Source organism: Levilactobacillus namurensis DSM 19117, assembly GCF_001434785.1.
Lineage (GTDB): Bacteria > Bacillota > Bacilli > Lactobacillales > Lactobacillaceae > Levilactobacillus > Levilactobacillus namurensis.
Window position 1 is genome coordinate 17,887 of record NZ_AZDT01000030.1, and the last position, 22,150, is coordinate 40,036.

16 protein-coding genes and 1 pseudogene are annotated in these 22,150 nt (G+C 54.9%); 12 read left to right on the forward strand and 5 right to left on the reverse strand.

Annotated features, from left to right (window positions below):
* Positions 1 to 52: 52 nt before the first annotated feature.
* The 4 genes and pseudogenes from FD30_RS05855 to FD30_RS05870 form a co-directional block, all read right to left on the reverse strand.
* Positions 53 to 1,222 carry a MalY/PatB family protein gene (locus tag FD30_RS05855; RefSeq protein ID WP_056944257.1) on the reverse strand — a complete coding sequence of 390 codons (1,170 nt, stop codon included), beginning with the start codon at positions 1,220 to 1,222 and terminating at the stop codon, positions 53 to 55.
* Positions 1,212 to 2,072, reverse strand: a pseudogene (locus FD30_RS05860) (DUF3737 family protein). The gene FD30_RS05855 and the pseudogene FD30_RS05860 overlap by 11 nt, the downstream one beginning before the upstream one ends.
* A gap of 187 nt (positions 2,073 to 2,259) precedes the next feature.
* Positions 2,260 to 4,215 carry a hypothetical protein gene (locus FD30_RS05865; protein ID WP_056944258.1) on the reverse strand — a complete coding sequence of 652 codons (1,956 nt, stop codon included), beginning with the start codon at positions 4,213 to 4,215 and terminating at the stop codon, positions 2,260 to 2,262.
* A 12-nt stretch (positions 4,216 to 4,227) separates the two neighbouring features.
* Entirely contained in the window at positions 4,228 to 5,241 is a 1,014-nt protein-coding gene (locus FD30_RS05870) for a glycosyltransferase family 2 protein (protein WP_056944259.1), read from the reverse strand.
* Between the two features lie 534 nt (positions 5,242 to 5,775).
* Here FD30_RS05870 and FD30_RS05875 point away from each other — a divergent pair.
* From FD30_RS05875 to FD30_RS05905, 7 genes are all read left to right on the forward strand, one after another.
* The gene (locus FD30_RS05875) at positions 5,776 to 6,972 is read left to right on the forward strand and encodes a GH25 family lysozyme (protein ID WP_056944260.1); all 1,197 of its coding nucleotides are present in this window, start codon (positions 5,776 to 5,778) and stop codon (positions 6,970 to 6,972) included.
* 30 nt (positions 6,973 to 7,002) lie between these two features.
* Positions 7,003 to 7,653 carry a hypothetical protein gene (locus FD30_RS05880; protein ID WP_225426525.1) on the forward strand — a complete coding sequence of 217 codons (651 nt, stop codon included), beginning with the start codon at positions 7,003 to 7,005 and terminating at the stop codon, positions 7,651 to 7,653.
* 419 nt (positions 7,654 to 8,072) lie between these two features.
* Positions 8,073 to 9,377 (forward strand): GH25 family lysozyme, encoded by a 1,305-nt coding sequence (locus FD30_RS05885; protein WP_162255431.1) that lies wholly within the window; start codon positions 8,073 to 8,075, stop codon positions 9,375 to 9,377.
* A gap of 17 nt (positions 9,378 to 9,394) precedes the next feature.
* Entirely contained in the window at positions 9,395 to 10,045 is a 651-nt protein-coding gene (locus tag FD30_RS05890; RefSeq protein ID WP_056944286.1) for a hypothetical protein, read from the forward strand.
* Between the two features lie 703 nt (positions 10,046 to 10,748).
* Positions 10,749 to 11,963, forward strand: a complete 1,215-nt coding sequence (locus FD30_RS05895; RefSeq protein WP_056944263.1) for an AI-2E family transporter — start codon at positions 10,749 to 10,751, stop codon at positions 11,961 to 11,963.
* Positions 11,964 to 12,146: 183 nt separating this feature from the next.
* Entirely contained in the window at positions 12,147 to 13,589 is a 1,443-nt protein-coding gene (locus FD30_RS05900; RefSeq protein WP_056944264.1) for an ABC transporter permease, read from the forward strand.
* 12 nt (positions 13,590 to 13,601) lie between these two features.
* Positions 13,602 to 14,267, forward strand: a complete 666-nt coding sequence (locus tag FD30_RS05905) for an ABC transporter ATP-binding protein (RefSeq protein ID WP_056944265.1) — start codon at positions 13,602 to 13,604, stop codon at positions 14,265 to 14,267.
* A gap of 154 nt (positions 14,268 to 14,421) precedes the next feature.
* On the opposite strand, the gene FD30_RS05910 is transcribed toward FD30_RS05905, so the two are convergent.
* A complete protein-coding gene (locus tag FD30_RS05910) occupies positions 14,422 to 14,901 on the reverse strand; it encodes a pyridoxamine 5'-phosphate oxidase family protein (protein WP_056944266.1) in 480 nt (159 codons plus the stop codon).
* A 151-nt stretch (positions 14,902 to 15,052) separates the two neighbouring features.
* On the opposite strand from FD30_RS05910, the gene FD30_RS05915 reads away from it, so the two are divergent.
* From FD30_RS05915 to FD30_RS05935, 5 genes are all read left to right on the forward strand, one after another.
* Positions 15,053 to 16,447 carry an FAD-binding oxidoreductase gene (locus FD30_RS05915; RefSeq protein WP_056944267.1) on the forward strand — a complete coding sequence of 465 codons (1,395 nt, stop codon included), beginning with the start codon at positions 15,053 to 15,055 and terminating at the stop codon, positions 16,445 to 16,447.
* Between the two features lie 679 nt (positions 16,448 to 17,126).
* Positions 17,127 to 18,767, forward strand: coding sequence for a glycoside hydrolase family 13 protein (locus FD30_RS05920; protein WP_056944268.1), 1,641 nt, complete (start codon positions 17,127 to 17,129; stop codon positions 18,765 to 18,767).
* A 268-nt stretch (positions 18,768 to 19,035) separates the two neighbouring features.
* Positions 19,036 to 19,458, forward strand: a complete 423-nt coding sequence (locus FD30_RS05925) for a MarR family winged helix-turn-helix transcriptional regulator (protein WP_147000051.1) — start codon at positions 19,036 to 19,038, stop codon at positions 19,456 to 19,458.
* A 350-nt stretch (positions 19,459 to 19,808) separates the two neighbouring features.
* A complete protein-coding gene (pnuC, locus tag FD30_RS05930; protein ID WP_056944270.1) occupies positions 19,809 to 20,588 on the forward strand; it encodes a nicotinamide riboside transporter PnuC in 780 nt (259 codons plus the stop codon).
* 117 nt (positions 20,589 to 20,705) lie between these two features.
* Positions 20,706 to 21,623, forward strand: a complete 918-nt coding sequence (locus FD30_RS05935) for a magnesium transporter CorA family protein (protein ID WP_024747452.1) — start codon at positions 20,706 to 20,708, stop codon at positions 21,621 to 21,623.
* Positions 21,624 to 22,150: the final 527 nt, after the last annotated feature.

The following is a 22,150-nucleotide window of genomic DNA, read 5'->3' on the forward strand; positions in this document are numbered from 1 at the left end:
GAAAAAACAGCCCCTGGAAGATCACCATCTTCCGGGGGCTGTTTGGGAGTCATTAAGCCTGTTTTTCGAATTGGTGAACGCCATCGGCCAGGCGGTTCAGCCCGTCTTGCAGCCGTTCTGCGGGGCAAGCTACGTTGATGCGGATGAAGTCGTGACCGTCACCGCCGTAAACGGCCCCGGCAGTGATGAAGAGTCCGGTCTTTGCCCGGATAAAGTCCGCTAGCGCGGTGGTGTCGGAAGTGACGTGGCGGCAGTCGATCCAGACCAGGTAAGTGGCGTGACCTTCAATGACCTGGAGTTCGGGCAGCTGGGCGGCGATGAACTGGGTCAGGGTCTGCTTGTTGGCCGTGACCTGCGCGTTCATGGCGTGTACCCAGTCGGAACCGGTGGTGTACGCGGCGATCACGCCGGGGATGGCGAATGAGTTGGGTTCAGCTAACTCGTCGGTGTTGATGCCCCGGTCGACTACGTTACGCAAGGCCTCGTTAGGGACAATGACCGTCGCCGCGTGCAGGGCGGCCACGTTAAAGGTCTTGCTGGTCGAGACACAGGTGATGCTGTTTTGGGCGTTAACATCGTTGACGGAAGCGAACGGCGTGTAGGGGTGACCGGCGTCGGTGATGTCGCCGTGAATCTCGTCGGACAGAACGGTCACGTGGTGCTTAGCGGCTAATGCGCCGATCTGTGCCAGTTCGTCGGCCGTCCAAACCTTACCCACGGGATTGTGGGGGTTGCAGAGAATCATCATGGTGGTCAGGGGGTCTGCCAGCTTGGCGTCTAAGTCGTCCCAGTCGATGGCGTATTGGCCGTCGTGGTCGACTAGGTCGCTGGAAAGGACGTGCCGACCGTTATTGACGATAGAATTGTAGAAGATGTTGTAAACGGGGGCTTGGACTAAGACGTTGTCGCCCACGTTGCTGACGCGTCGAACCGCTGACGAGATGGTCGGGACGACCCCGGTCACGAAGCGCATCCACGCCGTGTTGGGCGCCCAGTTATGTTCCGTGGCGTACCAGTGTTGGACGGCTTCGAAGTAGGCTTCGGGAACTTCCTCGTAGCCGAAGATACCGCTAGCGGCTTTGTCCTGGAACGCTTTGATGATTCCGGGAGCCGTGCGGAAGTCCATGTCGGCGACCCACATGGGCAGTTCGTTATCCTTCACGTCCCACTTAACGGAGTTGGTGTGCCGACGGTCAATCATTTCTGAAAAGTTATTTGCCATGAGTTGTTTCCTCCTGAGTCGTAATCGTGGTTTGCTTAGGGTCAATGGCGGGGTCGTCAAAGATAATCTGGCCAATCTTAGGGGCGGTGATCTGGCCGTTGACCGGGTTCTTTACACTATCAATGCTGGTTTTAATTGTCGCATCAATGTCGGTGCAGTACTCGAACGACAGGTCGGTGTTGATCAGTGAACAGTTGCGCATGGTCAGGTGATCGACGTAGCACAATCCCTGGTCGCTTTCGAGCCAACAGTCGATAAAGGTGATGTTCTTGGCGTTCCAGGCCAGGTACTCCCCGATGATGGTCGAGTTGTAGATGGTGACGTTCTCGCAGTTCCAGAACGCGTCGTGGGTGATGAACGTGGAGTCGTGGACTTCGATGTTCTTCCCACCGTCGAAGACGTAATTCCCGGTGACCTTGAGGTTGTGGGCCACCACGTTATTGGTGTTCATCCCGAAGTAATCGCCATTGACCGTTACGTGGTCGAGTTGGACGTCGTCGCACCACCAGAGGGTCTCCCCGGCGTCCGAGAAGTCCACGTTCTTCAACCGGAGCTGCTGGGCGTGCCGGAAGGTCTTGGTGGCCCGTACCGTGGTGTTGGTCATGGTCATGTCTTGAGTGTACCAGATACCGGCGTGGGCGTCGGGTTGCCAAGTTGTGTGATTCAATTTGGCGTGGTGGGTGTACTACAGGGGGTACTTCCATTTAAAAATCGTGTGGTCGATGGCAACGTTTTGACTGTGTTTGAGCGGGGATTCCCCGTCGACAAACGTACTATTGGTGATGTGGAGGTCGCGCCCCTGAAAGAGGGCCCGTTCTCCAGTTAGAACTTGTTGATTAATTTCCTTCAAATTTCTCGACTCCCTTTGTCTGGTAAAAACGTTTAAAACGTCTAAAACGTCAACGGTGGTAAGCATCCGCCTTACCGGGCGCCCAGCTGGTTAAGGCCATCCGGTCCAGCCAGCCGATTGGCAGGGCCGTGACGCCAGTGGGCACGACTTTAAGCCGCGCAAAGCCCGCCCGTCTTAAAGCTCGGCCTTAGCCTAAGGCCACAAAACGGAGATATTGGTGCGGGTACTGCCGCAATGCGTGGGGCAATAACGGGTAGTCCGCCGGCGCCGTGACCACAGCTAGCGGTTGCCTGCCCGAATTGGTCACCCGGAGTTGGTAAGTCCCGGCGGGTTGATCGGGGAGCTTCACGTTGGCCAGGGAGATCTGTTTTGCTGAACGCCAGATAAGCTTGCCTTGGCGAGTCTCGAGGGTCAGTTGCCCCCGGGTCCCCCGGTTAGGGTCCACTACCAAGCGGTTGAACGTGACCGGAGCGGTGAAGGGTTGCGTCAGGTGCTGGCCCGCGCGTAGCCGAATCCGGTGGTCTTGGTAGTACCGGCCCTCGTTTTGACTGACCGCATCGACCAATTGCGTGACGGGGCGCGTGTGCACCACACCGCCCCAAGTCAGTGCGCCAACCATTAGGACGCTAAAGCTAGCGACCAGGGTTCGCGACCAGACTTGAGGACGACGGACGGAGTACCTTTCGGGGAGGCGAAAGCTGCTGGCGGCCCCCGCTAATAGGAGGGGCAAGAGTGGCAGGGCGTAGCGTTCCTCGGTTTCCCAGAAGATCACGTGAAAGGCGGTCAGCCCCAAAGCGAAGAGCCCCCCGACCCAGAAACCGGCGGAGAAGTGACGCCGGCGCCATTGGGCCCAGCCCCAGCAAAGGTTGATCAGGAGCAAGCCGCAGTAAGCCGCCTGGGTCAGGTTGGCCAACAGCCATTCGCAGACGGGTTGGTGCCGGCGGTAGGCTGTGGGTAAGCGGTCAAAGGCCGAGTTGACCTGAAAGCTATCGAAGGTTCCGGTGGCCAAGAAGAGCTGGGCCTTACGGAAAAGGTGGACGGCCACGCCGCTGGGACCTAGCTGGTCGAAGTCTCGGGTCAGATGTTCCTGAGCCAGCGTGGTCTTGGCTTGCGCCGTCGGGGCCGCAATTACCGTGTCGGCATCTTGCTTATTGTAATCACCGTGGTAGGCGGGATTCCAGCTCATCGCGATCCAGCTGAGGGCTGGCAAGGCTTGGTTAGGGTCGGTTTGGTAGCCGGCAGTCGTCTGGGTCCACCGGTTGGCGCCCAATCCGCCCGCAAAGCACAGCGCAATCAGGAGGGTCACGCCCAACTTTCCCCAGCCGACCCGGGGTAAGTGATTGGGGAGTAGCCACAGACCCAGTAACACGGCGATGGTGAGCACGATGAAGTTTGCCTTGAAGAGGTAGCTGACGGCCAGAAGCAGGCCTAAGACCAGTCCCCGTCCCAGTCCTTGACGCCAGGTGACGGCCCGGCGGAACCGGAAGAGGGCGACTAGGACCAGATACACGGCGGGTAGGACCACGGTGTCGCTATAGGTGTTGAGCGCGTAGGCGTAGAGCGGCACGCTGGTCGTGACCAGAATCAAGAACAGGTTGGCTCGTAATGGGGCGACCTGGCGGCGAAGGTGGTGGGCCATCACCGCGATGCCCGTATCGAGCCAGGCGAACTGGACCAGGTTGAGCCAGACCCCCGAATCGCCACCGGTGATCCAGCGCCCCAGCTTGAGGACCCCCGCTAATAAGAGGGTGAGGGGCACATTGTTGGGATAGGTGTAAAAGTAGGCGTTCCACTGGTGGTCGCCGTTGAGTAACGCGACGGCTTGCTGGTGCACGAAGTACAAGTCGGCCCGGGGCGCGGCGACCCAGTGATAGGCAATGATCAGTTGTCCCGTTACTAGGACGGCCCATAGCCCCCAGCCAATCCACCGGTGGGTGCGGGGGGCGCAGCGGTGCAGGTACCAGTAGGCGATGCCCAAGAGTCCCAGATAGATTAAACTAGTTAGCCCCACCAGTAATGGGGACCACCAATGGCGGTCAGCGCGATAAGCCACGGGGCATATCAGGGCTAGTAGTCCAGTGATTGCCAGGAGGCCAGTGATCAACAGACCGCCACTGGTGCGTAATTTTTGACGAAGCGACATAGAACGACTCCTCTATGAGGGTTGGTGCTGGAACCGCGTCCCCTCAGTGATTTTTTGGGCGAACTCGTTGGAGTAGGTATCGGTCTCGACGATGAAGGCGGGACGGTGCTTACTCTGAGCGAAAGTCCGGCCAACGTATTCCCCAATGATGCCTAGCGCCATCAGTTGAAGACCGCCAAGTAGCCACAAGGAAGCCATGATGGGGCCGACGCCAGCGGTCGTAATCCCGCGTAACGCATCGATTCCTAACCAGCCGAACGCCACTAAGGCGGCCAGGCAGACCAGACTGCCTACTCCCATAATCGCGCGAATTGGCACTAATGAGAAGGAAAAGATCCCGTTTAAGGCTAATTTGAGCATCTTACTGAACGGATACTTGGAGACGCCAGCCGTTCGGGGACGCCGCTTATAGTACAGCTTGGTGGACGGGAAGCCCAGTTGTGGCACGATACCGCGAATGAATGGGTCCGTTTCGTGGTAGCGTAGTAAGGCGGTCAACGCACAACGGGTCATCATCCGGTAATCCGCGTGGTTGGGAATCAGGTGCACGCCAATCTTATTCATTAACCAGTAGAAGCGCTGAGCCGTGGTGCGCTTGAACCAGGTGTCGCTGGAGCGGTCGTTGCGGACACCGTAGACGATGTCGAACCCGTCGGCGGCTTGTTGGACCATGGTCGGAATCAAGTACGGGTTGTCCTGTAGGTCGGCATCAATCGTGATCGTGAGGTCCGAGTAGGGCGCGGCGGTCCGGAGACCGGCCATCAGGGCGACCTCTTGGCCGTAGTTTCGACTGAACTTTAAGCCGGTGAACAGTGCATTTTGGGCCTGAAGGGTTTGAACGGTCTCCCAGGTCTGGTCGTGACTGCCATCGTCGACGAACAGAATCTTACTGTCGGTCGTGACTTGTTGACCGGCAATCAGTTTGGTTAAAATCTCACCCAGGGTTTTTGCACTGGATGGTAGAACAGCTTCTTCGTTATAGCAAGGCACCACGATAGTTAACCGTGGTAGTTTTTTGGTCATCATAGAACTTCCTCCCCAAAGTAAACCATGCGCGCTGGCTAGTTCCCCCGCCAGCCAAACGTCTTTCCTTAGGATAGTGCCAAACGGGTGGTAGGGGACTAAAAAACACTCGCAAGCGGGGGCATGATACGGGGAACTAACTTTGCGACTGAATCACTGGGGTGGGGCTGGGGTAACTTGGCCTCCAAGCGCGGTCTTCAGGATTGACCTGAGGGTAAGCTAACCCCAAGGGACGCCACTGAGCCGCTTCAGGTCCCACCTCACGGCCAAATTGAGCGTCCCCACCTGACGCTTGAACTCGGAAATGTTAACAGGTGGCTCACAAAATAGCTTTGCGGCAAAGGGATTGGGGGCGAGTATGATTGGCCGACTTATCAGTTTAACGAATAACTAATGTTATAAAAACTTTTAACTAATGGTAACCGAATTGAAACCTTCCTGTCACCTAAGCGGGGTGTTTTGGACCTACAGTAGGACCTGAGGTGTTATCGCGAGAAACGTGATGCCCTTATCGGCAGGGAGAGGGGAGTTTTAACCATGTTTAAAAATCATCATCGCTTCGGTCACCGGGTAGTTCAAACGGCGGCCATGGTTGGTGCACTAGCGGGGTTGGCTTGGGGAAGCCAGACCGTGGCCCACGCCAGTACATTAGCCGTTCCAGATATTTCTGAATGGCAGGGCCGACTGTCGGCCGGCGAAGTTGCCGGTCTTAAGAATCAAGTTTCCTTTGTGATCAACCGGCGGCAATATGGTGCCGGCTACCAAGACCTGTATGCCACCAATAATACGAACCTATACGTTCGTTATGGCGTTCCGTTTGGCGAATACGACTACGCGCGGTTTCACGATGCCGCGAGCGCTCGGCAGGAAGCCCAGGACTTCTATGCGCGGTCGAATAAGCACGCCAACTTTTACGTCTTGGACTTTGAGGAGAACGACGTGACGTCCGGGTCCACCAACGCCGCCGTTCGGGCTTGGGCGGATGAGATGCGGTCGTTGACGACCAAGCACTTAGTCTTTTATTCCTATCAATCATTCGCCACGACCTACGCCAACAGCGCACGCCAAGCGTTCGATGCCCAATGGATCGCCAACTACTCGTCAACGCCAACGATTCCGTTTGCCCTCTGGCAGTACACGGATCATAACTACCTATCCGCGCTGGGGCAGTATACGGATAACAGTCGGGTCGCAACCAGCGTTCACCCGGTTTCGTGGTGGGCGGATAGTGCGGCACTGGCCTTGACGCACGCACCAGCCACCTCCAGTGTGACCACGCCGCCGGCTAACACGAACGTGAACCCCACGGTCGCGGCCCCGAGCACCAGTGGTACCGGCGCAACCTTTACCGGCTACCCAGTTGGGGCGTACGCGGAGCTGCATAAGCACGCGACCCGCTACACGGATGGCAAGGCCATCCCCGTATCCCGGCGCCAACGGCTCTACAAGATCACTAAGGTTTCCGGGCAGAAGCTCTACCTCAAGACCCTGCATCACTGGGTCTGGGCGCGGGACGTGACCGGCTACTGGGGTGGCAGTCACCAGAGCTTCAAGTTGACCCATAAGCTGAACCTGTACCGCAACGCTAGCCTGACCCGTCGGACGGGTGGGTATTACGTGGCCGGCGATACGGTGCACGGAAGCCTGGTTAAATCACCGAATGGACGTGCTTACCGGATCAAGACTAAGTTGGGTTACTTGACGGCGAACGTCCGGTATTCGAATTTGGCATAACGGTCATGATGTGAATCGAGGGAAAAAATCATGAAGAAGACAAAAAAGATGTTCGTGACCAGTGTCGCCGGTCTGGCGTTGGTGGCCACGTTAGGCTCGGGGACTCTGATGACCATGCACGCCGCTAACGACGTCAGTTCGGTCAGTCAAACGGCCGCGCCCACCACGGCAACGACGGCCGGGACTAAGTTGGCGGCAACTAGTGCGAGTGGCACGCGCCAGAATTACACCGTGCAGTATCACGGGAATGGTCAGCACGCGACCTTCCAAAAGCGGACCTTAGGTAGTGCCGCCACCGCGGCCGACCAAGTCGACTATGTCGGCCGGGGCACCCAGGGCGCAACGGTCGCTTTGAATGATCAGACGCATGCGGTGATGCAGGGGGTCATGGGCCACACCTACGTTCACTGGAACACGGGGAATTGGTCAGTGACCGCGATTACGAGTAATGCGGACCAGAGTGGGACCCCCACGCAGTTCGCCAAGCAGGTCAATGCGCAGTTGAAGCAGGCCAAGTTACCGGATAACGCGACGACGGGGGCGGTGACGGTCTATAGCCAGACCACCGCGGCCAATACGCCGACCAGTACGGTCAAGTGGCAACAGGGTCATCAGCTCTATACTGTGAGTGGTCAGACGGCAAACAGCGCCGTTAAGTTGGCCCAAAATAGTGCGAAGTAGCGGGACATGGCCCGCTTGTGACCGGTTTAAGTAATTGTTTGAAGCCTAATTTAATTAATCTGAGACGTCTCTGCATGCGACAGAGACGCCTTTTTTGATAGAGAAGAAAATAGTGGTAACGGTTGATATGCCGGCATTTCAGCCGGATGAATTATCCGTCAACTACTCAGTTGAGTGCCTGATTGGTGGTCAATCAAACTGTAACTTGGGGTAACGGAATTGCAAACGGCTTGTTACGGGATGCACACCTAAGTTCGTTACAGTAGAAACCGTGATACCACGGAGGTGAAACGGCATACGGGTCACGAGACGTCGTGAATGGGCGTCTCCAGAATTCAAAATTAACCTTAGTAAGGAAGTGCCAAGATATGTTTATCACGCAACATCCATGGGCGCGGCGCCTGGCGCAGACGGTCGCGATGGTCGGGGCCATGGCGGGACTGGCCTGGGGCAGTCAAACACCGGTACAGGCCAGCACGCTCGCGATTCCCGACATTTCAGAGTGGCAGGGGAAGTTAACCGCCAGCCAGGTCGCCAACTTAAAGAGTCAAGTGTCGTTCGTGATCAACCGCCGGCAGTACGGGTCCTCGTACGTGGACCTTTATGCGGCCAACAATACGGCGTTGTACGCCAAGTACGGCATCCCGTTTGGCGAATACGACTATGCCCGGTTCACCAGTGCGGCCAGTGCCCGGCAGGAAGCGAAGGACTTTTATAATCGGTCGAATAAAAACGCCCAGTTCTATGCATTGGACTTCGAAGAAAACGACGTGACGTCCGGGACCACGAACGCGGCAGTCAAGGCTTGGTACGATGAGATGCGGTCATTGACGGATAAGAAGCTGATCTTCTACTCCTACCAAAGCTTTGCGACCAGCTACGCCAATACGGCCCGGCAATCCTTTGATGCTCAGTGGATTGCCAACTACTCGTACACGCCCACGATTGCCCACGCTTTGTGGCAGTACACGGACCACAATTACCTGTCGGCGTTAGGCGAGTATACGGATAACAGTAAGGCCATTACGTCCGTGCATCCCGTCTCATGGTGGACGGATAGTGTCACCACGGCGTTGAGCCATACTACCTCGTACGCTTACAGTAGCTATAAGAAGGGGCAACACATTTATTTACATAAAAATGCCTCGAGCTACCAAGACGGGACCAAAATCCCAACCAGTGCCCGCCAGAAGTTCTATAAGATCAGCAAGGTCAAGTCCGTCGCCCAGTCGAAGTCACTTCAGGCCCTGTACATCTCCTCGCTAGGGAAGTGGGTCCTCTCGCAAGATGCGAGTGGGTACTGGGTCGGCCAACACGGGTCATTTACCCTAAAGCACAAGCTGAACCTGTACTCGGATTCTAGTTTATCGAAGAAGACGGGGAGCTACTACGTCAAGGGTGACCAAGTTGCCGGTAAGGTGGTCTTAGCACCTAGTGGCAAGTCCTACCGCATCAAGACCAAGCTGGGCTACATCTCGGCGAACAATCAGTACTCTAACCACGCGTACTATGAGTCGTTGAATAGTAGCCGGCAGATCAAGACCAAGAAGAAGGTTTACCAGTACACGGGGTCCAGCTTTAAGAAGAGTCAACGTGCTGTTGCGGTACCTAAGGGCAAGACCTTAACGGTGACGGCGGTCAAGAAGCGTTCGACGGGGTCGCGTTATTTCGTTTTGAGTAACGGCCGATACGTCACGGCACTGCACAGTTACGTCAAAGAATAGGAAGGTGGAAAATGAGCATGCGACGAACCAAAAAACTTTTGTTGGGGACTGCCACGGGCCTAGCCGTCCTAGCGACCCTGGGTTCCGGGACGTTGTTGACCATGCACGCGGCCAACAACGTTAGTTCGGTCACTCAGACGGCCGCGCCCACCACGGCCACGGCTGACGGGACTAAGCTGACGGCCACTAAGGCCAGTGGAACCAAGCAAAATTACCGGGTCACCTACCATGACCAGACCGGGGATAGTCAGGCCACGTTCAAGCAACAGACCCTAGGTAACGCACAGACGGCCAAAGATGAGGTGGATTACGTGGGGAAACAGACGACCGGTGCGCCGGTCAAACTGACCAAGCAGACCAAGGCCGTGGCCCAAGGCGTCATGGGCCACACCTACGTCCACTGGAATACGGGCAAGTGGTCGGTCACGGCGGTCACGGATAATGCGGACCAGGCGGGGACTCCTGAGCAGTTTGCCAAGCAAGTTAACCGGCAACTGAAGCGGGCCAACTTACCTAGCCAGGCCAAGCGTGGGGCGGTCACCGTCTACAGTGGGGATGAAGCTGAACAGGCCAACACGGTTCAGTGGCAGAGCGGCAAGCACCTCTACACGGTCAGTGGCCAGTCCGCAGCCACAACGGTCAAGTTAGCGCAGAATAGCCAAGACTAAGGGATACCTGTAATTTTGTGACGTTCTTTAAAGGATGAAGCAGCCACTAATCTTCCAATGATTACCTGTCATTGGAGGACTAGTGGCTTTTTCGTATTGGCAAAGTTAGGATGAGAGTTGGCCGCCCTCCGGCGCTTAGGGGCTGGAACGCCTGCGGGCACGATTTTGGACCTCGCAAGACCCGCGAGTTCCAAAACTCGGCCTGATGGTAAGTCAGCACAAAACGCTAACTAACCATCATTTCGCTGGCTGAGCCCCTGCTCGCCTCCGGGCTGAATATTGGTGGGTTAAATTAATTTTGATTTGACGGGTATTCCTAGATTGTGTTTTTAAGCGAGCAAAAATTGGACTTTGGTAATACCCACTAAACGGTAGTTGGAGATCATTGTAGAACGGTTTTGCGTGATGGTAAGCCGTGAGGGGGGCCAGACAGGGCTCAGCCGTGAAATTTTCCTTGGTGAGCGTTCCTCAGCTCGCCTAGGAAAAGGCCCAACTTCGAGACCGCTCTGTGGCTCGAAGTGGTGCCCACGGCGTTCCAGCCCTGTCTGGCCCCCCGGTAAGGCGACGCACCGTGTTCAGTTTGAATTTTCAGTTAGAACTATGGGAAAATCAAAACATTTGTATCAGAAACGCTCGGAAGACTGGTCAGGGCGGGGCGGACGCCGTACACTAGGGGTACTGAAACCTTACAGGGGGAATTGTCGTGAATAAGTTGCACCAGTCCCAATCCGGGTTATCCTGGTTTTACCAACGCTTCTTAAATAATCACATTACGATTTTGCTATTAAACGTGTTCTTATTTCTACTAGTGGTCAACGAAGTGGTCCAAAATGCCGGTCTGCTGGACCCGGTGTGGAAGTTCATCGGAATCGCCGCACCCGCCATCATCGTCGCCGGTATCCTTTACTACGTCTTGGATCCATTGGTCCACTTACTTGAACGGCGCTTACACCTGAAAGAGGGGTTCGCCATTGCCATCGCGATGGTGCTAACGGTCGCCATTTTAGTTCTGGTCTTCTTGAACCTGATCCCGTTTCTGACCAAGCAGACGGCGGGGGTAATCGGGTCGCTGCCCCAATTCTCCAACGACGTGATTCAAAAGCTGAACCACGCGAACCAGCAACACCATTGGTTAACCAATGACAACTTAGCCGAGATCAACCGGCGGGTCAGCACCTACTTCTCTAAGCGGGGCTGGAACCTGTTGACCGGGACCCTGAGTTCAATCGGCAACGTGGTCACGACCGTCAGTGACTGGGTCATCACGTTGATCACTGCGCCGCTGGTCCTGTTCTTCATGTTAAAGGACGTTAGCCGGTTTCCGCACTACTTAAGCAAGGTGGTGCCCACGGCTTACCGGGGCCGCTTCGTGACCATGCTGGACCAGATGAACGTCAAGGTCAGCTCCTACATCCGGGGACAACTGACCGTAGCCTTGTGCGTCTTGATCATCTTCACCACCGGGTATTCGATCATCGGCCTGAAGTACGCGTTGCTCTTAGGGGTGATTGCCGGGCCGTTGAACTTGATTCCGTATTTCGGGTCCGCCATCGCGTTGATCCCCGCCTTGATTATCGGCGCGATTACCAGTCCCTCGATGCTGCTGGGAGTGGTGATCGTGTACCTGATTGAGTGGGTCTTAGAGACGCAGGTCCTGTCGCCGTTGATTATGGGAAACAGTCTGGAAATGCACCCCATCACGATTGTGTTCGTCCTGTTGGCGGCCGGCAAGATGTTCGGCCTGACCGGGGTGATTCTGGGGGTTCCCGGATTTGCGGTGTTGAAGGTCTTCGTGACCACCATTTTCCACTGGTACCAAGAATATTCGGCGCTCTACCCCGACGTTTTGCCCGATGAGGAAGCCCTTGCGCAGGTGCCCCACTTGCCTACGCCGAAAACGAAAGACTCATCAGATTAACGTGAAGGTCGCTCCCAACTGGGGCGGCTTTTTTCTATGGCGTCATCCCGTGGTTTGCCGGGAACCTTAACGGGAGGTTAACCGACGCGTCTTCGTTTTAGGTTGCGATAAGCCAGGTTTGCTATAACCGAAACATGGCTTTTGACGAACCTGTCAAGCACACGAAATGGAGGCGACCACCACATGAATTTTATCAAACGTGCCGGACTGAACGTCTGGGCGAAGAAGGGCCGGTCACTGTTGTTGATTCTGGTATCCGCAGCGATCCTGATGTTTGTCCTAGCGGGACTGCTGATTCGCAGCGCTGCCGTGAAGGCGACCAATCAGGCTAAGGCGGATGTCGGCGCGACCCTGACGCTCTCGGCGAACCGGCAAGCGGCGTTTAAGAAGATGAATCAGAGTAGCAGTTCCACCACCAAGCGTAGTCGGCCTAAGCTGACGTTGACGCCGGTCAAACTCAGCGATGCGACCAAGATTGCCAAGCTGAGTCACGTGGGCAGCTATAACGTGACCAGTAGTACTTCGGTCAACGCCAAGTCCTACGATACGGTCTCGACCAGTACGGGGATGGGCAGTAGTGGCGGCGGTCCTGGTGGGATGAAGTCGGCCGCCAGTTCGGGCGACACGCAGATTAACGGGGTCAGTGCCACCAGCCTGACCAGTGACTTTAGCAATCAGCAAAGTAAGATTGTGAAAGGTCGCGGCATTACCAGTACCGACCGGAATACCAACCACGTGGTGATCGAAAAGGAACTCGCCAGTCAAAACGACTTGAGCGTGGGCGACACCCTGACGGTCAAGGAGACCAGTGGGAGTAAGGACACGGTCAAGCTGAAGGTGGTCGGCATCTACCGGGCCAGCTCCAGTAGCTCGAGTTCGGCCGGCCCTATGAGTACGGACCCGTCGAACACCATGTACACCTCATACACCTTAGCCAACACGGTTAAGGGCAGTAAGTACGCCAACACGGCGGATTCGGTGACCTTTAACGTCACGGCACCTAGCCAAGTCAGCAGTGTGAAGAAGTCTGGAAAAGCGTTGATCAATACCAGCAAATACACGCTGAGTACCGACGATGCCAGCTACCAGATGGTTAAATCTTCCATGGCGAGCGTTGAGAGCTTCGCCAACAAGATTGTCTGGTTGGTGGCGATTGCGGGGACCATTATCTTAGCGTTGATCGTAATCTTGATGATTCGCGAGCGGCGATTTGAAATTGGGGTACTCCTCTCCCTAGGGGAAGCCCGGTGGAAGATCGTAGCCCAGTTCTTGACGGAAATGATTATGGTCTTGGTCGTGGCCCTGGTCATTGCGGGTGCCGGTGGTAAGTTGGTCGGGAACCAATTGGGCGCCCAGCTGACCAAGCAGACAGCGCAGACCACCCAGGTCACGCAAACGCAGTCCGGCGGGCAAAACGGTGGTCAACCGGGCGGTCAATCCGCTGGTGGTCACGGTGGCCCGGGCAGTCGCACCCAAAGTACGCAACAGGCTAAATTGGCGATTACGGTCAGTGCCGTTGACTTAGCGGAATTGGGAGGCTTCGGTCTGGCCATCATGTTTCTGTCGATTATGTTGGCATCGGGCGGCATTCTACGCCTGCAGCCGAAGAAAGTCTTGATTGAGTAAGGAGGCGTCGCGATGTTAAAAACCAAAGATTTAGGATACTGGTACCAGACGGCCAATGAGCCGCTCTTTAAAAACGTGAACCTGGAATTTGAGACCGGCCAATCTTACGCCATCTTGGGGCACAGTGGGACGGGAAAGACCACGTTTTTGTCCCTGATAGCGGGCTTGGATCAACCTAAAGCGGGGGAAATCACCTTGGATGACCGTTCCCTCAAACAAATTGGGTTGACCGCTTACCGCCGGCACCATGTGGCCATCGTCTTTCAGGCCTATAACCTGTTCACCTACATGTCGCCGCTGAATAACCTGATGACGGCCATGGCTATCACCAACGCCAGTCACGCGGGCGATACCGACTATGCCCGACAGATTCTCCGGAATCTGGGGATCGGCGAGGATCAGATGACGCGTAACGTCCAGCGCCTCTCCGGGGGGCAGCAACAGCGGGTTGCCATTGCGCGGACCATGGCTTGCGACGCCCAGCTGGTGGTGGCCGACGAACCCACGGGGAACCTGGATGAGGACAACACCCGAGCGGTAATTGCGCAGTTTCAAAAGATTGCGCATGACCAGCATAAGTGTGTGATTATCGTGACCCACGAACCCGACGTGGCCGCCCAGTGTGACCACCAGTTCCGACTCGAGAATAAACAGTTTAAGGCGTTAGATCCGGCTTAAACGCGAATTAGACACCAAAGCGTCTGGGATAAAATGCCCAGACGCTTTTATTTTTGGTAATAATGATCCGGTGCTGAAACGTGCGACCCAAGGCAGCCAGCTCCGCTTACGACGTTAATGCTCACTGCCTAACCGTCTTTTGTCCCACTTTCTTCTAGGACTGAGGCTGGTGTTGCTTGGCGGTCAGGTGGGTCACGTCGATTCGGATGGCGCCCAAGTGGTCCAGGTTTTTCCCACTGAGGTCCAGGTGAGCTTGGTCGCCGGCTTCGTGTTGGAGCAAGCGCTGTAGGGCCAGTTCTTTGGCTGGGCGGTCGGTCAAGAGCGTGGCCAATCCGGTCCCTAAGACACTCTTGAACCAGTAAGTGCAACTGTTAGCCGAGTGTTCGAACGCTTGGTCCGCGACGATGCTAAAAGCAACGTGGGGGTCGTGGGCAATCAGGTCGCGCTTCTGGCCCACGGGTGCGCCGTGGACGTAGAGGTGTAAGGTCTGGTCCGAATCGAAGATGTAGCCGTAATTCACGGGGACAACGTACGGGTAAGTCCCGTTGTTGAGTGCTAAGTTCAGGACGTGCCCGTCTTGGATGAAGTGGCGAATCTGAGTAAAATCGGTGACTGCTGATTGTGGCTGATGCATGCTACCGCCTCCCTATCCTTTTAGTATAGTCGCTTATTCTGTAAGCGGTTTAGATAAATGGTTAAAAACCATTGACGATGGGGAAACGCTGGTTCTATAATAGTCAACAATGTCATTAATGACATGGTTATCAAAAAAGAAGGTCTTAGGAATGACGGTATTTAGTGCATTTTCAGACGAAGAGATTTTGACGTTTCTCAAGCAACAGGTCACGGACGGTACGGTGACGACCGACCCGCAAACCTTGCGGCAACAGTCGTTCAACGGTAACGCGACCGGGGGCGAGGGCGGTTTGGCCCGGGCATTTGTTGAAGTCGGCAGTGTAGCTGATATTCAGGGGGTCTTGAAGACGGCCCGCAAGTTCCATTTAGCGGTGGTTCCGCAAACTACGGCGACCAGTACTGTGGTGGGATCCGATGGTATTACGGGCGCCATCATTCTGTCCACCCGGAAGATGAATCGCATCTTGGAGATCAGTAAGGACGATTCCTTGGCCGTGGTCCAACCGGGCGTGGTCAACGGCGATTTGGACCAGGCCGCGCGGAAGCAGGGCTTGTTCTACGCACCGGATCCGGGGTCGAAGCCCTTCTCATCGATTGGCGGTAACGTCTCCACGAACGCTGGTGGGATGAGCACGGTCCGTTACGGGGCCACCAAGGATAACGTCTTGGGTCTGAAGGCAGTCTTGGCCGATGGTCGGACCATTTCCTTAGGCGGCCGGACCCTGAAGCAGGCCTTCGGGTATGACCTGACGCAGCTCTTCGTAGGGTCGGAAGGTACGTTGGGCATCATCTACGAAGTCACGGTCAAGCTCTTACCGATTCCGCTGGGGCAGTCCATCATGGGGATGGCCTTCTTCGAGAATATGGGTAAGTTAGCGAAAGGCGTGGCCGCGATTCGGATGTCCGGAGTGAATCCGACCATGCTGGAAGCCCTCGACGGGAACACGGTGGTTGCGCTAGACCGGTACGAAAAGACCCACTACGCGGACAATAGTGGTGCCATGCTGATTTTCCGGCTCGATGGTAGCAGTGACAAAAACGTGCAAGTTTTACAAGACTTGTTGACTAAGTATGATGGGCAACACGTTCAGGTCACGGCGGATGCCCAACAACAAGCAGACTTAGAGCAACTCCGGCGCGACATGTTGCCAGCCGTCTTCGCGGGGCGGAACCACTTAATGGAAGACATGGCCTTACCGTTGTCCCAGTTGGCCCCGATGATGGACTACTTGCAAGACCTAAGTCAGCGTCTGGGCGTTATGATCTATACGGCGGGCCATGCCGGTGACGGGAACGTCCACCCTACGTTTGTCTGGGATAAGGCGGAGGATCAGGTGCCCGCAGCGGTCCTGGAAGCCTTACGGCAAGCGTTCCGTAAGACGCTGGAACTGGGCGGCACCATCTCCGGGGAACACGCCGTGGGGATGATGAAGAATCAGTGGAACAATCCCGAGTTGGGCGATAATGTCGATTATCTGCAACACCAGATCAAGACCTTGTTCGATCCCATGAACATCTTGAACCCCAAACGCAAAATCGACTAGGTGCCACGGAGGTGTACGCCTTACCGGGCGCCCAGACAGGGCTGGAACGCCGTGGGCACCATTTCGAGCCAAAGAGCGGTCTCGAAAATGGACCTTTGACTAGGGCGACTGAGAAACGTCACCCAAGTCAAATTTCACGGCTGAGCCCTGTCTGGGCGCCCTCACGGCTCACGGTAGCGCCTGGTTTGGTCATCCGCACCATAAGTTATCATACCGTCACGTGAGGTCCCGGTAACTAATAGGAATTAGCCAGCGACATTAGCGTTAAAACAGGGGGTTACTGGCCTCAGGCTAAGGCCGAACTTTGCGTAAATCGAAGTTGAGTCCATTCACGTTCCAGCCCTAGCTGACCGCCCGGTAAGGCGGAGGACTATCACCTCAGCAAGTTCACATCAATTTAAGCGGGGGACTCCTGGTGGGGTGCCCCGTCTTTGTGAAATTTAGACAGCGGCATGGTGGGGAATGGTCTGATGGCTTGTAAGGGGAATACAGGGGGCTATCGGTGACTTTACTGGAATTGGTAAGGGTTGCCCCTAGCGCTTTGACGGAACCAACCAGGGAGAAATTTGCTAAATTGGCGGACAAATGCGCAAATGTTCGTTACAATTGGAAGCGAATGCAAACCGGAATTACCGCGAAGACAACCGGTTGTTGACCAGGGCACGAAAGGAAGAGCAGGATGACCGATACGCAATGGTGGCGCCAAGCCGTAGGGTACCAGATTTACCCCCAAAGTTTCTTTGATAGCAACCAAGATGGCATTGGGGACCTCCCCGGCATCCAGGCTAAAGTCGCGTATCTCCAGTCGTTAGGCGTCGACTTTGTCTGGATCTCTTCCTTCTACGCCTCGGGACACGTGGATAGTGGGTACGATGTGACCAACTACCGGGACGTGGACCCTCAATTTGGCACGTTGGCGGATTTTGACGCCCTGATTCAAGCCCTACACGCCGCGGGGTTGAAGGTGGTCTTGGACTTAGCACTGAACCATACGTCAGACCAACACCCTTGGTTCCAAGCGGCTCGGCGCGCGAAGGACGACCCGCATCACGACTACTACATCTGGCAGCCTAGCGATGGGCAGACTCCACCGAACAACTGGGAGTCGGTCTTTGGCGACTCCGCGTGGACCGCTAATCCGGCGACGGGCGAAGCCTACCTCCATTCGTTTGCGGTCGCCCAACCCGACCTGAATTGGGAGAACCCGGCGGTCCAACGGGAAATGCAGGCCATCATTCAGTGGTGGGCCGATCGGGGCGTCGACGGGTTCCGCTTAGATGGCGTGACCCACTTGAAGAAGAACGCAGACTTCGCCGACGTGGCGAACCCACGGACGGACTACGCCCGGGACTTTGCCGGAACAGCACCGTATTTGGCGGCACTCAAACCCGTCCTGACGCGAAATCACTTATTGGTGATTGGCGAAGCCGGGGGCGTGGACATGGCAACGGCTAAGCAATGGTTGGATCCAGAACAGGGTATCTTTGACCTCTTATTGGAGTTCGACCACGTCCACTTCTGGGAGGCCAACGAGTCGAAGCTGCCCATGACTGCGTTGCGGGAGAACCTCAGTAAGTGGCAGTTGGCCTTAGAGAACCACGCGTGGAATGCGCTCTTCATCGAGAACCACGACCTGCCGCGGGCCGTATCCTATTACGGTGACGGGACCGCGTATCCTCGTCGCTCTGCGCAAGCACTGGGCATGTGGTACATGTTGATGAAGGGGACCCCCTTCATCTATCAGGGACAGGAACTGGGCTTGCCGAACGCCCACTTCCACCATATTCAGGATTATCGCGACCTGGACAGTCTGAACTATTACCGGCGTCAGCTGGCAGCCGGGACTCCGGAGACGGCGGTGCTGGGACAGCTCGCTACCAAGAGTCGGGATAACGCCCGGACGCCGATGCCGTGGACCCCGGACCAGTATGGGGGCTTCTCGACTCACCAACCCTGGATTGGGTTGACCCCGGGCCTGGCAACCCGCAATGTTCAAGTGGAACAATCGGACCCGCATTCTGTACTGACTTTTTATCAGCAGTTGATCCAGTTAAAGAAATCAGTGCCGGCATTGCAGTTGGGACGATACGAATTAATTGATACTCACGATAACCAACTTTATGTATATCGGCGTAGTTATAATGGTGACAATTGGCAAGTTGTGGTCAATATGAGTAGTCAGCTGGCCACCACCCAGGAGTTCGACTTGACCGCGAGTGAATTGATTTTGACCAATCTACGGGTCGATGCCGATTCGGATGATCAGGAGATTCAACCCTGGGAAGCCCGGCTCTACCACTTGCGGAAGTTGGAACAATAGGATTATCACGTGATTACCCCAGAAACTGGAAATTGGTTCATAGGGTAGAATCGTTAAAGTCGTTGCTTTTTCTTAAAATTCATTGTTGACCTTGCATTTCAGCTGAATATTCTTTATTATCAATTGTATAGATAATTCTGTGGGGTAGTGAATTATTCTAAAGATAATTGGTCGAAACTATGTGCAGTTCGACTAGTTTACGGAGATTGGATCTGATACGATGGTAGAGAGTAAAGCAGTGCATGCAGAAAGCTTCTTCGAATCCTACATGCAACTTAAACGAGAATTGGAAAAGTCAGCGACGCGTTTTCAACGGAAGACGGGGATTTCGGTGGACCAATACGCAATCCTGCATCAAATCCTAGAACAACCCGGGAAATTAACATCGGCGGCAGTTGCCGACAGCCGGGGGATCTCCCGAGCCGCAGTTTCACGAGGCATTTCACAACTGATTCGGCGAGGCTACGTTCAACAGAGTTATGAGACCACGGATCGGCGAGTCCGCCCCTTATCGCTGACCGCTAGTGGTGAACAGTTGGAGATTGAGTGTGCCAAGCTAGTTCAAGCTTCCACGAAGCTGATGAACCAGGTTGATTTAGCGGATAGTGGGAGTTCGCTGACGATGGGCCAGCTGACCCAAATGTTAGCGGCTTTGACCACCCGAGAAGGCGCCAATGCCAGCGAGAGTTAACCTTAAACGATGAGAGTAAAACGATTTACAGAAAACTTATTTTAAAATAAGTTACCTAATTGAAAACGGGGCCGGAATTTTTCCGGCTCCGTTTTGATTTAACCGCAATCGGGAAAAAATTAAAGCACCGGTGGTCCCTGTTTCACAGCGCTACCTCCTGGATGGAATCGTTTTCGATGACCTATTTGGCCATGAAACAAATTATGGATTAGTGATTGGCAGGGGACATTTTTATGCTATACTCGTAAACGTTGCTTAAACGACACTACTAGATGTGGTAGTGATTTAGCGAAGCTTTCCGGAAAGCATACTAAATGTGGCAAACTAATAGGTGAGGGAGCATTTTTGGTATGCAGAATTATTTCAAATTTTTAGGTCACCAACTTAAGGGCTGGCCACAACAGAACTATTACTTATTCTTCTTTAGTCTCGGGTGTCAGGTTATGACCTTGGTGGGTCAGACCATCACGCCACTGACGATTCTGACCTTCATCGGGACCACGCTGGGTGTGCTGTGTGTCCTGGCCATCAACGCGGCAAAGTCCGTGAACGGGGTCTTAGGGGTTCTGTCTGCCCTCTGCTTCATCATCACGGGTTACGCTGCCAAGAATTACCTGACGATCTTCGAACAGATTGCCTACGTGATTACGCTGGATATTCCGGTCTTGATCAGTTCTAACTGGAACGTGAACATGGCGTCCAAGATCCGGAAGTTCACGGGCCGGAGCTGGGCCGTGGCCTTGCTCTCAACGGTCGTGATTTACTTGCTTTCCGGTTGGGCGATTGGGGCCTTTACCGACGACCCACGGCCATGGGTCGATGCCATCAGCTTTGCGATTAGCTTTACGGCGGGCATCATCTGCTTCCTGCGGTTCAATAACCAGTACATCTGGTGGTTGGCTTCCGGATTGGCACAGATGGTCCTGTGGTTCATCTCCTTCCGGCAGGGTTCCGCGACGCTGGCGATGTTCATCAACAGTTCCGTCTACCTGATCAACGACGTGTTGGCCTTCACGGTCTCCCCGTGGTACAACGAGAAGGAACGGCAACGGGTCGCAGCGGCCGAATCAGCCTACGCTGAACAGATGGCCACGCAATCTGCTGGTCAGTTGGCTCACGAAAATAACTAAAAGTGCTTCGAAGCGGCGGTTACCAGATGGGTGACGCCGCTTTTTTTGCGCATCCCGGCGGAGAGGACAAGGAAAGTGGTACACTAAGATTATCGCCTGGTAAAGGAGGAAACGGACATGATTGTGGAACATGATCTTGGCGGCGATGCGCATGCGTTAACTTGGGTCACGGCGATGGTCGAAGACGATGCGGATCGGCAAAAACTACAGACAGTTTATGGATTAACCGATGAAATCTTGACTTACGTGACCGACGTGAACGAACGCTCCCACTATGACCGTGACGAGTACCTCAACACCCAGTTGTTTGTCCTCCACGTCCCGGTCGTGGTCGATGAGGTCGCACAACGCTACATTACGCGGCCCGTGACGTTCCTCTTGAAGGGTAACCGGGTCATGTCGTTCACCACTAAACGTACGCAGTGGGTCAACCAACTCCTGATGGACCGCTTAAAGTTAGACCAGATTACCGATACCAACGAGTTGGTCATGATTAGTTTCTTCATTCTATTTGACCAGTTCATTGCGCCGATTCGTAAGATTAACGCCGAACAGAACCGCTTGGATAAGCAGTTGAACCAGTCGCCCGACAACAAGGATTTGATTGCGTTATCGAACCTCCAGCAGAGCCTGGCGTACTTCGTCAGTGCGACCCGCAATAACGCGATGATGGTGGTCAACTTGAACAGCACGCCGTTTGGCAAACAGTTGTCCGATAAGAACCGGGAACACCTAGCCGATGCCGTGATCGAAGCCCGGCAGACGTCCGAAATGACGGCGATTGAAGCGGACGTGGTGGACCGTATCTCAAGCACCTTTAATAACGTGTTGAACAATAATCTAAACGACACGATGAAGTTCCTGACCATCTGGTCGTTGGTCTTAACGATCCCGACCATTGTGACCGGGTTCTACGGGATGAACGTCAAGTTGCCGATTGCCAATAGTCCGCTATCATGGGTCTTCACGGTCGGCATCATGTTAGGCATCATGGCTCTAGTCGCGTACGTCCTCCGGCACCAACATTTCTGGTAAGTTCCCTAAGCCGCTAAGCTAATCCTTAGTGGCCTTTTTGTTGGGGTGGTGGTGGGGTCAGTCGCCTTACCGGGCGGTCAGACAGGGCTGGAACGCCGTGGGCACAACTTGAAGCCCACGGCCCAGGTCTTCAAGCTTGGCCTTTTCCTAGGCGAGCTGAAACCCGCTCACCAAGGAAAATTTCACGGCTGAGCCCTGTCTGACCGCCCTCACGGCTTACCATCACGTTTGAATTTTCGGTAACTGCGTTCTGGCAAGCCGCATGGTAGCTATCAGGATTGGATTTTTATCACTTTTGAAATAGTCGGAGGTTGCAGTTTACCCACTAGTACTTAGGAACTGTTTCATCAATAGGAAATAGCTACATATTGTTTAATGTCCGCTAATCTCTTGGAAGGCGTGGACTGATTGTGTCGGCTAACCAAAGTCTATGTGAGTCGCCATGACTAACATCAGTTATCCAGATACACCACTATGGTGAGCCGTGAGGGGGGCTAGCTAGGGCTCAGCAGTGTCGTTTGACTTGG

Excerpts from the sequence above, each read along its gene's own strand:
- FD30_RS05890 (WP_056944286.1), top strand. The coding sequence starts at position 9,395 with ATGCGACGAACCAAAAAACTTTTGTTGGGGACTGCCACGGGCCTAGCC.
- FD30_RS05905 (WP_056944265.1), top strand. The coding sequence starts at position 13,602 with ATGTTAAAAACCAAAGATTTAGGATACTGGTACCAGACGGCCAATGAG.
- FD30_RS05885 (WP_162255431.1), top strand. The coding sequence starts at position 8,073 with ATGGTCGGGGCCATGGCGGGACTGGCCTGGGGCAGTCAAACACCGGTA.
- FD30_RS05900 (WP_056944264.1), top strand. The coding sequence starts at position 12,147 with ATGAATTTTATCAAACGTGCCGGACTGAACGTCTGGGCGAAGAAGGGC.
- FD30_RS05875 (WP_056944260.1), top strand. The coding sequence starts at position 5,776 with ATGTTTAAAAATCATCATCGCTTCGGTCACCGGGTAGTTCAAACGGCG.
- pnuC (WP_056944270.1), top strand. The coding sequence starts at position 19,809 with ATGCAGAATTATTTCAAATTTTTAGGTCACCAACTTAAGGGCTGGCCA.
- FD30_RS05870 (WP_056944259.1), bottom strand. The coding sequence starts at position 5,241 with ATGATGACCAAAAAACTACCACGGTTAACTATCGTGGTGCCTTGCTAT.
- FD30_RS05910 (WP_056944266.1), bottom strand. The coding sequence starts at position 14,901 with ATGCATCAGCCACAATCAGCAGTCACCGATTTTACTCAGATTCGCCAC.
- FD30_RS05865 (WP_056944258.1), bottom strand. The coding sequence starts at position 4,215 with ATGTCGCTTCGTCAAAAATTACGCACCAGTGGCGGTCTGTTGATCACT.
- FD30_RS05855 (WP_056944257.1), bottom strand. The coding sequence starts at position 1,222 with ATGGCAAATAACTTTTCAGAAATGATTGACCGTCGGCACACCAACTCC.
- FD30_RS05880 (WP_225426525.1), top strand. The coding sequence starts at position 7,003 with ATGAAGAAGACAAAAAAGATGTTCGTGACCAGTGTCGCCGGTCTGGCG.
- FD30_RS05915 (WP_056944267.1), top strand. The coding sequence starts at position 15,053 with ATGACGGTATTTAGTGCATTTTCAGACGAAGAGATTTTGACGTTTCTC.
- FD30_RS05920 (WP_056944268.1), top strand. The coding sequence starts at position 17,127 with ATGACCGATACGCAATGGTGGCGCCAAGCCGTAGGGTACCAGATTTAC.
- FD30_RS05925 (WP_147000051.1), top strand. The coding sequence starts at position 19,036 with ATGCAACTTAAACGAGAATTGGAAAAGTCAGCGACGCGTTTTCAACGG.
- FD30_RS05935 (WP_024747452.1), top strand. The coding sequence starts at position 20,706 with ATGATTGTGGAACATGATCTTGGCGGCGATGCGCATGCGTTAACTTGG.